Here is a 14,267-nt window from a genome sequence, read left to right on the forward strand (position 1 = left end):
TCACCCTATCTTCGCGTGGGAGGGCCGTTAGCCCCGATACCGCGCCTGAAAAACAAAAAACTGCGGCCCGGCTACAGACTAGCTGCGCCGGGCCGTCTCTCCCACCTCGGGCGCCTGATCCGCACATGAGGTGGACCAAGCAAGTGACGGCCTGTTAATTGACACAAATGGTCGTGTCAACCGGCTAGGTGCGCAATAAACTTACGATATGGGTCGTGTCAATGGAATTTTCGTACGTGATGCGTGGCCAATCGCCCGGATTCTGGTTTTTGAGCCACGTGAATTGCCGTTTGGCATAGTTGCGTGTCGCCTGCTGGCCAGCCGCGATGGCCTCGACCTGTGACAATTCGCCGCGCAGGAAGGCCGCAATTTCTGGCACACCGATGGCACGCATCACTGGCTGCGAATCGGCCATGTTGCGGGCGAGCAATGCCTGCACTTCGCCAACCGCGCCTGCCTGCCACATGTGTTCAAAGCGCAGATCGCAACGGCGGTAGAGCCACTGGCGATCCGGCATCAGGATGACCGGGGCTAGGTCGATCGTGTCGGCAATGCCGCCGGTGCGCTGTTGCTGCCAGTGGGCTAGAGGAGCGCCAGTGGAGCGAACGACCTCCAGCGCGCGGGTGATGCGCTGGGCATCGGCCGGGGCCAGCAGGGCGGCACGATCAGGGTCTTCGGCTTGGAGCGCGGCGTAGGCTTCCGCGACGGGCATAGCGCGCACCGCTTCGCGTACGTCAGGGGCGATTTCCGGGACCGGGGCGATGCCGTGCAGCAGCGTGTTGATATAGAGGCCGGTGCCGCCCACGAGGATGGGCAAGGCGCCTGCGGCAAAGGCGGCCGCAATTTCACGCTTTGCAGCAGCAGCCCAATCGGCGGCGGAACAGGCTTGCGCGCCGTCCCATGCACCGAACAGCAAGTGCGGGACGCCTTGCATTTCCGCTTCTGACGGGCGGGCGCTGACCACCGCAAGGTCGGCGTAGACTTGCGCGCTGTCGGCGTTGATGATCACGGCCTCGCGCCCATGCGTTTTTGCATGCAAGGCAAGCTGGACGGCCAGATCGCTCTTGCCGCTGGCGGTCGGCCCTGCGATTAGCGCGACGCGCGGCCTGTCAGCCCCGACATGCCACGCGCTTTCAGAAAAGGATTCCCCGTTGATCATCGCGCGCCTGATAGCAGACCCCGAGACGCTTGGTGACAATCTCTCGCTTGCGATGGAAATGATCGAGGCGCGCGATTGGGAAGTGGCGGGCGCGGGCATGCTCGACACGTGTGACGAGGTGCTGGAACTGGAAGTGGTGGAAGGCAATCCGGTGGGCATCCGCCAGATTCTCGACCAGTGTTTCCCCGAATCCGATCTGTTGGTGGCCGAAGGCCTGATCGATGTGCCGCACCTGTTCGTGTCGGATATGGATTCGACCATGATCGGGCAGGAATGCATTGATGAACTGGCCGATTTTGCCGGATTGAAAGAGCGTATCGCGGCGATCACCGAGCGTGCGATGCAGGGCGAACTCGATTTCGAATCCGCGCTGCGCGAGCGGGTTGGGCTGCTGAAGGACTTGCCAGAGAGCGCGATTGAACAGTGTCTGGATGAACGCATCCGTCCGATGGACGGTGCGCGCACGCTGGTTTCCACGCTGAAGGCGCGCGGCTGCCATACGGTGCTGGTGACGGGCGGTTTCCATTCCTTTGCCGATCCGGTGGCGCAATTGCTGGGCTTTGATCGGGTGGTGGGCAACCGGCTTGGGCTGCACGATGGCAAGCTTACCGGCGAACTGGTGGGCGGGATCGTGGACAGCGCGGTCAAGAAGCAGGTGCTGCTGGAAGAAGCCGCGCGCTTGGGTGAGGGGGCGTTCAGCCTTGCCACCGGCGATGGCGCGAATGACATTCCGATGATCGAGGCCGCCAGTTTCGGCATCGCCTACCGCGCCAAGCCCAAGGCACGCGCGGCGGCCAATGGCTGGATCGACCGGGGCGATCTGACCGCGATCCTTTCCCTTCTGGGCATTGCGCGCGAGCACTGGGTGCTGGATTGACGGTGTATTTACACTCCTGTTAGTATCCCGCTGCAAGATTAATGGGAGAATCGCCGTGAATGCCATGACCTGTGCGATCCGTGCCGACCTGCCGATCTATGACGAGCGTCGACCCGAGATGAAGCTCAGGCCGTTCAAGGCGTGGCGGCATTTCCAGAACCTGCTGAAGGACAAGGAAAACACCGAAGAGGTGTTCCATATCTTCCAATCGCTTCCGTGGCGGAACCTGCGGGGTTCGGCCGAAAGCTTCCTGCGCAGTGAGCGCGGGCAGGTTTTGCGCGCCAAGGAGCCCTATCTCCCGGCGATCCTCGATGATCATGCGGCCCTGCGCCTGACGCCCAAAGGATCCTTGGCTCATGCCTATTGCGATTTTATGGAGCGCGAGGGGCTGAGCGCGCAAGGACTGGTGGAAGAGTTTGACCGCTTTACGCGCTCAAGCGGGTTCGAACAGTTCGACGATCAGTTCAAGTGGTATCTCAACCGCATGCGCGATGTGCATGATATGCTTCATGTTTTGACCGGATATGGCCGCGACGCTTTGGGTGAGGCTTGCGTGCTGGCATTCACCTACAGCCAGCAGCCATCACCTGCGCATCTGTTCATCGGATACATGGCGGGGCTGAACATCAACAAGCAGACCCGCCGCAGCGCTCCGGTGCTGAAGGCCGTGCGGGAAGGGCAGAAACTGGGCAAAGCCTGCCCGCGGCTGTGCGAACAGGCACTGACCGAGTTGCTGCCGATGCCGCTTGAGGATGTGCGGCGGCGGCTGAACATTACGCCGGCGGTTCATTATCATGAGGCGCATGCGATCTGGCGCGGGCTGGGCGTTGATCCGTATGATTTGCTGGGCAAGAGCGCGAAGGTGAAACTGGCGGCTTGAAGTCACAAGCGTCGCGCCCCCGCGAAGGCGGGGGCCTCAGGCGGTTCAAGTTGCCTTTCCGTAACAACCCTGAGGCCCCCGCCTTCGCGGGGGCGCGTTGTTAGGTGCGATGGGTTAGCCTTCCATCCAATCGCGGAAGAAGGCTTCGTTGGCTTCGCGCAGGGTGGTGATCGGAACCGAGAAGCCGGGGCCGGATACGGCATTGCCGCCTGTGGTGCCGATGCGGGTCATCGGGATACCGGCGGCCTGGATGGTTTCGGCCACCGTGCTGGTCACGATGTAGCGGCTCTGATCTTCGCCGAATGCGGTGAAATGGTCGCCGATTTCTTCAAGCTGGCAGCCAATGCCGCTGGCCATCGCCATCTCGGCCAGCGCGACGAGAAGGCCGCCGTCGGAAACGTCGTGTACTGCGCTGACTTTGCCCTGTGCAATCAGTTCGCGGACGAATTCGCCGTGACGGCGCTCGGCGGCCAGATCGACAGTAGGGGCATCGCCCGCTTCGCGGCCGTGGATTTCGCGCAGCCACAGCGACTGGCCGAGGTGGCCATTGTTCTGACCAATGACGAAGATCGCTTCGCCTTCAGCCTTGAACGCGACGGTTGCCATGATCTCATGGTCTTCCATCAGCCCGACTCCGCCAATCGCAGGCGTGGGCAGGATGGCCGAACCGCCGCCGGTGGCCTTGCTCTCGTTATAAAGCGAGACGTTGCCCGAAACGATGGGATAGTCGAGCGCGCGGCAAGCATCGCCCATGCCTTCGAGCGCATGGACGATCTGCGCCATGATTTCAGGACGCTGGGGGTTGGCGAAGTTCAGGCAGTTGGTGATCGCCAGCGGGCGCGCGCCGACCGCGCAAATGTTGCGGTAGGTTTCGGCCACCGCCTGCTTGCCGCCTTCATAAGGATCCGCATAGCAATAGCGCGGGGTGCAATCGGTGCTCATGGCGAGCGCTTTTTGCGTGCCGTGGATGCGCACAACAGCGGCGTCGCCGCCCGACTTTTGCAGCGTGTCTGCGCCGACCTGCGAATCGTATTGTTCGTAGATCCAGCGGCGGCTTGCCAGATCGGGGCAGGCCATCAGTTTCAGCAAGTCAGCGCCGATATCGGTCGATTCCGGGATATCGCCAAGCGGCGGCACCTTGGCCCAGGCCTTGTAGTCTTCAAGGCTGAGCGCGGGGCGATCATAGAGTGGGGCGTCTTCAGCCAGTGGACCGAGCGGAATGTCGCAGACGGTCTCACCCTTGAATTTCAGGACCATGTGGCCGGTGTCGGTCACTTCGCCGATGACCGCGAAATCGAGTTCCCACTTGCGAAAAATCGCCTCGGCCATGGCTTCCTTGCCGGGCTTGAGGACCATGAGCATGCGCTCTTGGCTTTCCGAGAGCATCATTTCGTAGGGCGTCATGCCCTCTTCGCGGCAGGGCACCTTGTCCATGTCGAGGATGATGCCGGCCTTGCCGTTGGTAGCCATTTCAACCGACGAAGAGGTGAGGCCTGCGGCGCCCATGTCCTGAATCGCCACGATGGCGTCTGTCGCCATCAGTTCGAGGCAGGCCTCGATCAGCAGCTTTTCGGTGAAGGGATCGCCGACCTGCACGGTGGGGCGCTTGGCTTCGGAATCCTCGCCGAAATCGGCGCTGGCCATGGTCGCGCCGTGGATGCCATCGCGCCCGGTCTTTGAGCCGACATAGACGATCGGATTGCCGATGCCGGTGGCGGCGGAATAGAAAATCTTGTCCTGATCAGCGACGCCCACGGTCATCGCGTTGACGAGGATGTTGCCGTCATAGGCGGGGTGGAAGTTGGTCTCGCCGCCTACAGTCGGCACGCCAACGCAATTGCCATAGCCGCCGATGCCCGCGACGACGCCTTGCACCAGATGTTTCATCTTGGGGTGATCTGGGCGGCCGAAGCGCAACGCGTTCATGTTCGCTACGGGCCTTGCGCCCATCGTGAACACATCGCGCAGGATGCCGCCGACGCCGGTTGCCGCGCCTTGATAGGGTTCGATGTACGAGGGGTGGTTGTGGCTTTCCATCTTGAAGATGGCGGCCTGGCCCACACCATCTGGCCCCATGCCGATATCGATCACGCCGGCGTTCTCACCGGGGCCGCAAATCACCCAAGGCGCGCTGGTGGGCAGCTTCTTGAGGTGGATGCGGCTTGATTTGTAGGAACAATGTTCGGACCACATGACCGAGAAGATGCCGAGTTCGACAAGGTTTGGTTCACGCCCGAGCGCGTTCAGAACGCGCTGGTACTCTTCCTCGGACAGCCCATGGGCGACGACGACTTCTGCGGTGATCTCGGACATGCCGCGCGCCTTAGCGTTGCAAGGCGCGCTAGGCTAGTCCTGTCAGGCAAACTTGAGCGCGATCCATGTGGCGGCAGTGGCGGCCACGGTGGTGGCAAAGGTGCCCCAAATGACATCGATGATCGTCACATGCACCGGCCAACGCGCCAGCACGGCCTGGCTGGTAAGGTCATAGGTCATGTAGCACATAGCACCGAGAATGGCCCCGTTCAGCGCCGCTGCCCCGAGGCCCTGCGACAGGCCGGGACGCACCGCAAACCAGATGATTCCGGCAAGATACAGGACATAGAACACCAGCGCGGGGGCAAGGCGGAACTGGTCGGCAAGCAGATTGCCCAGCGCAGGGCGATAGAGCTTTGATCCTGCCCAGCCGAGCCACACGGCATCCAGCGCCCCGAACACCACGGCTGCACCGATATAGGCGATAACATATTGCATGGGCGGATAGTCTCCTGAAGCGCAAACGCAGCGTTTTGCCTTGGATCGAAGCTTGACCACGCCCCCGCGCGCCGTCAATGCTGCCTTCATGGGAACCGGACCTGAAATCGCACCAGACATCGTTGGCCTCAGCTTTGAAGAGGCGTTGAAGGAACTTGAATCCACCGTGCGGCGGCTGGAAAGTGGCGATGCGCCGCTGGATGAATCGATTGATCTTTATGCCCGCGGTGATGCCCTGCGGGCGCATTGTCAGGCACGGCTCGATGCTGCGCAGGCGCGAATCGAGGCGATTGTGGCCGACCGTGATGGCAAGCCGCAGGGCTTGCGCCCCTTTGATGAAGCGCAAGGTTGAACGAGGCAGCGATGGTGGCGCAAACCGGACTTCTGAAGCCCGCGCTCAAGGCGATTGCGGAGGATATCGACAAGAGTTTCGATCTGCTGCTGCCGGTGCCCGGCGATCCGCGTGACCGGCTGATCGAGGCGATGCGCTATGCAACGATTGGCGGCGGCAAGCGGGTTCGCCCGCTGCTGGTCTGCGCCACGGCATCAATGTTTGGCGTTTCGCGCGAAGCGGCGGTGCGGGTGGGCACGGCGATTGAGGCGATCCACGTTTATTCGCTGATCCACGATGATCTGCCCTGTATGGACAACGATGCGCTACGCCATGGCAAGCCGACCGTGCATCTGGCGTTCGATGATGCCGCAGCGGTGCTGGCGGGCGATGCGCTGCACGATTTCGCGTTCGAGGTTCTGTCCGATCCGGCAACGAGCGGCGATCCGTTCACGCGCATCGAACTGATCCGCACGCTGGCAACGGCCAGCGGGATGAACGGCATGTGCGGCGGGCAGATGATGGACATCGTTGCCGAAACATCCACGTTCGATCTGCCGACGGTCACTCGGTTGCAGCAGTTGAAGACTGGCGCTCTGCTCTCTGCCTCAGTCGAAATGGGCGCGATTCTGGGCAAGGTTCCGCCTGAAGGCCGGACGCACCTGCGCGGCTATGCCCGCGACATTGGCCTTGCCTTCCAGATTGCCGACGATCTGCTGGATGCCGAAGGCGATGAAGCCGCTGCCGGCAAGGCGCTGCGCAAGGATGAGCGGCAGGGCAAGGAGACGTTCCTGTCGCTGCTGGGGCCAGAGCGGGCGCGCGAACAGGCGCGGATGCTGGTGGACCAGTCGATAGAATTCCTGTCCAGCTATGGCCCTGAGGCCGATCTGCTGCGCGAACTGGCGCGCTTCATCGTGGAGAGGAATCACTGATGGCGCAGCGCATTGGCGTCTACCCCGGCACGTTTGATCCCATAACTCTTGGTCATCTGGACATCATCCGGCGTGGCGCAAAGCTGGTCGACAGGTTGATCATCGGCGTAACCACGAACATGTCGAAAAATCCGATGTTCACTGCAGATGAACGCATGGCCATGGTCGTGCGTGAAGTGTCTGATCAAGGAATCGACAATGTTGAAGTGGTCGGATTCAACGCGCTGCTGATGAAATTTGCGCGGGCGCAAGGTGCCAGCGTGATCGTGCGGGGTTTGCGCGCCGTGGCCGATTTTGAATACGAATATCAGATGGCTGGCATGAACCAGAAGCTTGATGCGCGGATTGAGACCGTGTTTCTGATGGCTGATGTCAGCTTGCAGCCGATTGCTTCCAAGCTGGTCAAGGAAATCGCGCTGTTCGGTGGAGAGATTGCCGATTTCGTGACCCCGGCGGTGCGCGATGAAGTGGTGGCGCGGGTGGAAAAAATGGGCCGTCTTGGCGATTACTGATCTTGCAGTGATGGCATCGCGCGCCGGAAACAAACAGAAATCGTTCATTGCAGCGACAGCGCGGGCAGACTATCGGCGCTAGACGCTTTCGGAGTTCGATGATTTCATGGTCTTGCGCTTTTTCACCGCTCTCGCGCTCGGCGCTGCCTTGACCGCTTCTCCGGCTTTGGCCGAGGATAAGAAGGCTGACGCTGCGCCCAAGGCGATCAATTATGTGGTCAACACCGATCAGAGCGTGGACCGCGAAAACCTGCTCTATCTTGATTTGTCGAACGGTGGCCGGGTGGCGATCAGGCTGATGCCGGAATGGGCCCCTTCGCATATCGAGCGGATCAAGACGCTGGTGCGCCAGGGTTTTTATGATGGTATCATCTTCCACCGCGTGATCGATGGCTTCATGGCGCAGACCGGGGACCCCACCGGCACGGGCCAGGGCGGATCGACGCTTCCCGATCTGAATGCGGAGTTCAACACCGTCCCGCATATGCGCGGATCGATTTCGATGGCGCGCACGAACGAGCCGAACACCGCCAACAGCCAGTTCTTTATCGTGTTTTATCCGCGGTTTGCGCTGGACAACAAATACACGAACTTTGGCCGGGTGATTGCAGGCATGGAATATGCTGATGCGATTGCGCGCGGCGAACCGCCCGCGAACCCAACCAAGATCGTGCAAGCCTCGATAGCTGCGGATAACAAGCCCGCGCCGGTCATTCAGGCACCGAAGGAAACGAAGGCGTTTTCTGCCGATATGCTCAGCAACTCTTCGTCAAACTGACGGGAGTCGCAAGCGCCAGCATTTGCGTCTAGGGCGCAGCCATGCGCGTTGATCTTTTTGATTTCGAACTGCCGACCGAAAACATCGCCCTGCGTCCTGCGCGGCCCCGTGATGCTGCGCGGCTGCTATCCGTACCCGGCTCTGGCTCGCTGGAGGATTTAACGGTCCTTGATCTGCCGTCGCTGCTGAATCCCGGCGACGTGCTGGTGTTCAACGACACCCGCGTAATCCCGGCGCAGCTGGAAGGCCAGCGTGGTGAGGCGCGGATTGGCGCGACCCTGCACAAGCGCATCGACCTGCGGCGTTGGCAGGCCTTCGTTCGCAATGGCAAGCGATTGCGCGAGGGTGATCAAATCCTGTTCGGGGCTGGCGTGACTGCCTTTGCCGAAAGCCGGTTTGCCGATGGCAGCTGGACGCTGCTCTTCCCCGGCGATGAACCGGTGGAGGTCTTGCTGGAACGGGCCGGACAGATGCCGCTGCCCCCCTATATTGCGGGCAAACGGCCGACCGACGAACAGGACCGCGAAGATTACCAGACGATGTTTGCGGCCAAGGATGGCGCGGTTGCTGCGCCTACCGCCGCGCTGCACTTTACGCCGCGTTTGATGGAAGCCATTGCTGCCCGCAGTATCCGCACTGAAACGCTCACGTTGCATGTGGGTGCGGGCACGTTCCTGCCGGTAAAGGCGGATGATACGCAGGACCACCAGATGCATGCCGAATGGGGCACGATCGATGCCGCCACAGCAGATCGGCTCAACGCTGCGCGCGCTGCAGGCAATCGTGTGATCGCGGTTGGCACCACCTCGCTGCGCCTGCTGGAAAGCGCTGCGGGCGAAGATCGGGTGATCCGCCCGTTCGAAGGAGATACCGCGATCTTCATCACGCCCGGATATACCTTCCGCGCTATCGACGGGTTGATGACCAACTTTCACCTGCCCAAGTCCACGCTGTTCATGCTGGTCAGCGCGCTGATGGGTCTGGACCGAATGCAGGCCGCTTATGCACATGCCATTGCGCAAGGCTACCGCTTCTATTCCTACGGAGATTCCAGCCTGTTATTGCCCTGATTATGGCCAAGCGCCGCTGTGCTGCGGGCCGTCAGGGCCCGCCTGCAGGCACAGTGTCGCTACTGCGCAGCGTGGCGGCAGCATCGCGATATGTGCGGTCTGTGTCCAGATCGCCCACGGGGATGGAATCAAGGTCAGAGAGGATCGACGTGACCAGCGGCACATCGCCGCGCCAGCGCTGCTTGCGGAAGTTCTGTTCGGGATCATAGCGTTGCACATCGGGCAGAAGCAGCGGCGCTTCGAGGCGGCCCAAGGCGGCCAGCAGCGCGGCTCTTGCCAAATATTCACTGGCCATTGCGCTTACATAGCTGGTCCGAACATTCAGCAGATCACGTGCCAGATCAAGCACGTCGAGCGTGGTGCGTGCACCGGCCTTTTCCTGGATCGCTGCACCGTCATAGGCTTTGCGTGCAACTTCGGCAGCGGTACGGAAATATTCGACCGATTGCCCGGCGGCACGCCAGTTGTTCCATGCTTCGGCTACGGACTGGCGGGTATCGCGCAAGGCCGCATCGAGCAGACGCCAATCGGCATCGTTGGCCTGTTCGGCGGCTTCGATCCGGGCGCGGCGGTTGCCACCATCAATCAGTGGAATCCCCACGACGATGGCTGATCGCAGTTCAGTCGTGCGGCGGTTGTTGGAATAGGGTGTGACCGTTCCATAAGCGCCGCTGCTTTGCAGGGTCACGTTGGGGTATTGATCGGCACGGGCAGCGGCAAGTTCTGCGCGTGAGGCCCGCTCGCGCGCTTTTGCCGCATGGATCAGCGCGCTTTCCGCTTCGGCAATGGCATAGGCCTCGTCCAGCGTGGCCACGCGCGGATCAAGCGGTGGGGGCGGGGCGAGCATACCCGGCAGCGCGCCGATGCTTTGCAGAAAGCGCGATTCGCTGGCGCCCACGCTGCCTTTTGCATTGAGCAGCTGCGCGCGGCCCACAGCGACGCGCGTCTCTACTTGCTGCAAGTCGGTTGAGGTTACTTCGCGAACCTTGAAGCGCGCGGCGCTGGCGGAAAGCTGGCGATCAAGCAGATCGAGGTTTTCGATGCTGATTTCGGCAATGGCGCGATCGCGCATCAGGAACACATAGTCACGGATTACCGTGAACATCGTTTCAGCCTCGCTCAGCCGAAGCTGGTTGCGGCCCAGATCGATCTGGGCCAGCGCTGCCTGCTCTGACGCGAAACGGCGGCCGAAGCTGTAAAGCGGCTGCGTGAACACGAGTGCGGCGGTTGATGCAAAGCCATCAATCGATGCGTAATTGCCGCTCTGCAGTTGTGTGCGGTCCCACGCAAACTGCCGCCGTCCTTCAAGGCTCACTTGCGGCCCGTAGGCCGACCGCGCTCCGGGATAGAGCGCGTCTGTTGACCGCAAGACGCCACGTTGCGCCAAGAGTTCGGGATTGGCATCGTAGGCCAGCGCCAGCGCCTGTTCGAGCCGAGTGACAGGCTGCGGTGCAGCCTCGTCGCGCGCAGCTTCCCCACCTTGCGTGCTTTGCGCGCAGGCGGTGGAGCAAATGACGAGCGAAGCAAAGGTCGCAAGCAGACCCGGAAGCGTACGGCGCATGTCAATCATCGCGGAACGCCCGCGCGAACTGATCACGCAGCGGCTTGGTGATGTACGAGATCATCATGCGGTCGCCGGATTCGATGAACACCTCGGCGGGCATCCCGGGCTTGAGCGCAAGTTCCGGGTATCGTTTGAGCTCGGCCTGATCGATTGCGATGCGCGCGGGATAAAAGCTGGCTCGGCCTTCGGCATCGGTGGTGAGATCGGCTGCAACAAACACGACTTTGCCTGAAATCTCGGGCGTGGCGGTGTTGCTGAACGCGGTAAAGCGGATACGGGCAGTCTGGCTGTCGCGAACGCGGTCGATATCGGCAGGGGCAACAGCAGCCTCAACCAGCATCGTGTCACTATCGGGCACGATTTCCATGATCACCTCTGCGGCGCGCACCACGCCGCCAATGGTGTTGAAGGCCAGCTTGTCGATCACGCCGTCATAAGGCGCCCGCACCAGACTGCGGTCTTGCGCATCGCCTGCTGAAACGCTGCGGACCTGCTGCTGGTTGAGCACGGCGTTGAGTTGGGCAAGCTGCGTCCCAGCCTCGGATCGGCGGGTTTCGGCCAGTTGGATAATCTGCTGGCGGGCCTCGGTGATCCGTGCCTGGGCCTGCGCGATATCGGCCTGCATCGCGCCGATGTTTCCCTCGATGTCGGCAGCGGTGCGCTCCAGCTGGTTGAGGCGGCTGATCGTGACGAGGTCCTGCTCCCACAACTCGCGCACGCCCTTGCGTTCAGGCTCGATCAGTACGGCCTGCTTTTCAAGGCTGCGGATCTGTGAACGGTGCGCCATTATCTGCTGATCGTATTGTGCGATCCGGGAACGCAATTGCGCAGTCATTCCGGCCTGTTCCGCCTGCCGGATGCGGAACAGGTTTTCCTCGTCCGTCATCGCCTTGGCGGCCTCGGGATCGTTGCGGGTCAGGTCTGCCGGAAAGCGGATGGTCGATGCGCCAAGACGCTCGGCCTCAAGCCGGGCGCGTTGCGCCAGCATCTGACTTACGCTCAGGCTGGAGTACTGCGCGTCGGCCCCGGTCACCCGGTCATCAAAGCGCATAAGCACATCGCCCTTGCGAACATGCTGGCCGTTGCGTACCAAAATCTCGGCGACCACGCCGCCGCTGGGATGGGCGATCCGCTTCACGCGGGATTCAACGCCAACCTGTCCTCCTGCTATAACCGCACCACCGATGGGCACGAGCATTCCTGCCACAATGAACAGCGCGAGCAGGACCATCAGGGCGATGGAAACCGCGCGTACCTTGCGGATAGCGTCGGCCTCGGGGTCATACTCATGGTCTGAGCCAGCGTGCGGGTGAGGCACTGCGATGTCAGTCTGCATGGTCAGGCCCCGTTTTCTGCGGGTGCAAGTGCACCAGTGCCGTTCGGCTTTTCCGGTTTCAGGCGTGCCAGCACTTCAGACGTGGCGCCAAAAGCTGCAACCTGGCCATCACGCAGGATCAGGGCATGGCTGGTCCGCTCGACAATGCCGGGCCGGTGCGAGATGATCACGGCAATCGCGCTGCGGGCGCGAATAGCCATCACCGCCTCTTCCAAGGCAGCATCGCCATCGGCATCAAGGTTCGAGTTCGGCTCATCCAGCACTACAAGGAAAGGATCGCCATAAAGCGCGCGGGCAAGACCGATGCGCTGGCGCTGGCCGCCAGGCAGCGTCTCGCCGCCTCTGCCCACGGGCGTATCATAGCCCTTCGGCAAGCGCGTGATCAGGTCATGGACGCCCGCGGCGCGCGCTGCGGCGATGATCGCGGCGGACGAGGCCTGCGGATCCGTTTCCTGTCGGGGATCAAAGCGCGAGATGTTTTGCGCTACGGTTCCTTCGAGCAGTTCGACGCTTTGCGGCAAATAGCCGATGAATTTCCCTCGCTCGGCCTCGGTCCACTGGTCAAGCGCGCCACCATCGAGCCGTACATGCCCGCGCGCCGGTTTCCAGATCCCCACAAGCGCGCGGCCGAGCGTTGATTTCCCAGCGCCACTTGGTCCGATCACACCGCAAGCATCGCCAGCTTTAAGCGAAAAGCGCACGCCGTTGATAATCAGCGTCTGCGTACCGGGCGCGCCAACGAACAATGCTTCCACATCAAGCCTTGCAGCGGGGGCCGGAAGCGCCGTGGAGATGTTCGCGGCCATCGGCACCTTGTCCAGAAGTTCGGTCAACCGCATCCAGCCATTGCGCGCCGCTATCATGTTCTTCCAGTTACCGATCGCTTGATCCACAGGGGCGAGCGCACGACCGGACAGGATCGATGCTGCAAAGATGACACCGCCACTTGCCCGGTCATTGATCACCAGCAAAGCCCCGACGGTAAGGATCAGCGATTGCAGCGCGAGGCGCAGGATCTTGCTGAGCCCGGTAAAGGCCGTTGCCGAACGGTTCAGCGCATTTTGTGTGGCTGTGTAGCGCCGGTTGATGGCCTCGAAGCGCTCCTGCATCCGCTCGCGCATGCCGAGGGCGGCCAGCAAATCAGTATGGCGCAAGTGCTCTTCAGCCGTCCCGTTCCGTTCCGCCGCCAATTGAGCGACTTGCGATGAGGGTTGCTGCATCGTGCGGTTGGTTAGGATCGTCAGTGAAAAGATCACTGTTGCACCAATCAGGGTCGTGATGCCGAGCCAGAAGTGCAGGGCAAACAGCACTGCGACGAAGAACAGGATCCACGGCAGATCGATCAGTGTGGCGATGCCACCGGCAAGAAACGCGCGCACCTGTTCCAGATCACGCATCGGGATCATTCCGTCGCCCGACGACCGGCCTCCCTGGAGCCGAAGCTGGGACATTGCATGTTGCACGCGCGCACCAAGCCGCCGGTCCAGGCCATTGGCCACGTCGGCCAGCATCCCTGCGCGCAGAGCCTCAAAATAACCCTGAAAAAGGTAAACGCCGGCCAGCAGAACCAGCAGGCCGACCAGCGTGGGCAGCGAGCGGCTTGGCAAGACGGAATCGTAAACCAGCATCATGTACAGCGAGCCGCCAAGTAGCAGCACGTTGAGCACGGCACTTGCCGCAATGACTGCGAGGAAAACCTTGCGATAGGCCTTTGCCGCTTCCCACAGTTCGCCACTTCGCATCGACTGGCTCAGAAACACGCAAGATCCCCCCGTTTCGCGCGATAGCCAACATCGGCTGCGCGCGTGCGTCTCCTACGCAATCCACTCAGCCAGCTATTGATCTGGCTTGTTTTCTTGATTCGCGCGCTTCCCCGCCACAATGCTAATCGGAATTATGCGTTGTTGCCACATCGGCAACAGCGTGTGTCTTTTCATGACAGGCTGTGCAGCATTTCTATTTTTCAGTCCCGTTCAAGTGCAAGATCCAGATTTTCTTATGTATTGAGACAAACGCACCACCGAACACTTGGCTTCTGTTGGATTTATCAAACAAGGACAGCGCGTCCAACTAGACC

Annotated in this window: 13 protein-coding genes; 7 read left to right on the forward strand and 6 right to left on the reverse strand. The window is 61.5% G+C overall.

All coding sequences use genetic code 11. The features are described 5' to 3' along the window. Positions 1-184 precede the first annotated feature (184 nt). Positions 185-1,159 (reverse strand): tRNA (adenosine(37)-N6)-dimethylallyltransferase MiaA, encoded by a 975-nt coding sequence (miaA, locus tag AC2A1F_RS14825; RefSeq protein WP_484209525.1) that lies wholly within the window; start codon positions 1,157-1,159, stop codon positions 185-187. Here miaA and serB point away from each other — a divergent pair. Together serB and AC2A1F_RS14835 are read left to right on the forward strand one after the other, a co-directional pair. Next, entirely contained in the window at positions 1,152-2,036 is an 885-nt protein-coding gene (serB, locus tag AC2A1F_RS14830) for a phosphoserine phosphatase SerB (RefSeq protein ID WP_484209526.1), read from the forward strand. The two genes, miaA and serB, sit on opposite strands and share 8 nt — an antisense overlap. Positions 2,037-2,100: 64 nt before the next feature. Next, entirely contained in the window at positions 2,101-2,916 is an 816-nt protein-coding gene (locus AC2A1F_RS14835) for a Coq4 family protein (RefSeq protein ID WP_484209611.1), read from the forward strand. Between the two features lie 114 nt (positions 2,917-3,030). On the opposite strand, the gene purL is transcribed toward AC2A1F_RS14835, so the two are convergent. Next, the gene (gene purL / locus AC2A1F_RS14840) at positions 3,031-5,229 is read right to left on the reverse strand and encodes a phosphoribosylformylglycinamidine synthase subunit PurL (protein ID WP_484209527.1); all 2,199 of its coding nucleotides are present in this window, start codon (positions 5,227-5,229) and stop codon (positions 3,031-3,033) included. Between the two features lie 42 nt (positions 5,230-5,271). Further along, positions 5,272-5,667, reverse strand: coding sequence for a DUF2177 family protein (locus AC2A1F_RS14845; protein WP_484209528.1), 396 nt, complete (start codon positions 5,665-5,667; stop codon positions 5,272-5,274). 88 nt (positions 5,668-5,755) lie between these two features. Between AC2A1F_RS14845 and AC2A1F_RS14850 the strand changes: the two genes are divergently transcribed. From AC2A1F_RS14850 to queA, 5 genes are all read left to right on the forward strand, one after another. After that, on the forward strand, positions 5,756-6,019 hold the full coding sequence (locus tag AC2A1F_RS14850) for an exodeoxyribonuclease VII small subunit (protein WP_484209612.1): 264 nt from the start codon (positions 5,756-5,758) through the stop codon (positions 6,017-6,019). Positions 6,020-6,030: 11 nt separating this feature from the next. Then, the gene (locus AC2A1F_RS14855) at positions 6,031-6,930 is read left to right on the forward strand and encodes a polyprenyl synthetase family protein (RefSeq protein WP_484209613.1); all 900 of its coding nucleotides are present in this window, start codon (positions 6,031-6,033) and stop codon (positions 6,928-6,930) included. After that, a complete protein-coding gene (gene coaD / locus AC2A1F_RS14860) occupies positions 6,930-7,442 on the forward strand; it encodes a pantetheine-phosphate adenylyltransferase (RefSeq protein WP_484209529.1) in 513 nt (170 codons plus the stop codon). Before AC2A1F_RS14855 ends, coaD begins: the two co-directional genes overlap by 1 nt. Before the next feature lie 106 nt (positions 7,443-7,548). After that, positions 7,549-8,220 carry a peptidylprolyl isomerase gene (locus tag AC2A1F_RS14865; RefSeq protein ID WP_484209530.1) on the forward strand — a complete coding sequence of 224 codons (672 nt, stop codon included), beginning with the start codon at positions 7,549-7,551 and terminating at the stop codon, positions 8,218-8,220. A 41-nt stretch (positions 8,221-8,261) separates the two neighbouring features. Further along, positions 8,262-9,290, forward strand: coding sequence for a tRNA preQ1(34) S-adenosylmethionine ribosyltransferase-isomerase QueA (gene queA / locus AC2A1F_RS14870; RefSeq protein WP_484209531.1), 1,029 nt, complete (start codon positions 8,262-8,264; stop codon positions 9,288-9,290). Positions 9,291-9,321: 31 nt separating this feature from the next. On the opposite strand, the gene AC2A1F_RS14875 is transcribed toward queA, so the two are convergent. Genes AC2A1F_RS14875 through AC2A1F_RS14885 form a run of 3 tightly spaced genes read right to left on the reverse strand, consistent with a single transcriptional unit; the run spans position 9,322 to position 13,950 of the window. Further along, a complete protein-coding gene (locus AC2A1F_RS14875) occupies positions 9,322-10,860 on the reverse strand; it encodes a TolC family protein (RefSeq protein WP_484209532.1) in 1,539 nt (512 codons plus the stop codon). Further along, a complete protein-coding gene (locus AC2A1F_RS14880; RefSeq protein ID WP_484209533.1) occupies positions 10,853-12,190 on the reverse strand; it encodes an HlyD family type I secretion periplasmic adaptor subunit in 1,338 nt (445 codons plus the stop codon). Before AC2A1F_RS14880 ends, AC2A1F_RS14875 begins: the two co-directional genes overlap by 8 nt. A gap of 2 nt (positions 12,191-12,192) precedes the next feature. Then, a complete protein-coding gene (locus AC2A1F_RS14885; RefSeq protein WP_484209534.1) occupies positions 12,193-13,950 on the reverse strand; it encodes a type I secretion system permease/ATPase in 1,758 nt (585 codons plus the stop codon). Positions 13,951-14,267 lie beyond the last annotated feature (317 nt).

The organism is Novosphingobium sp. HNCC26BN242 (assembly GCF_057180525.1).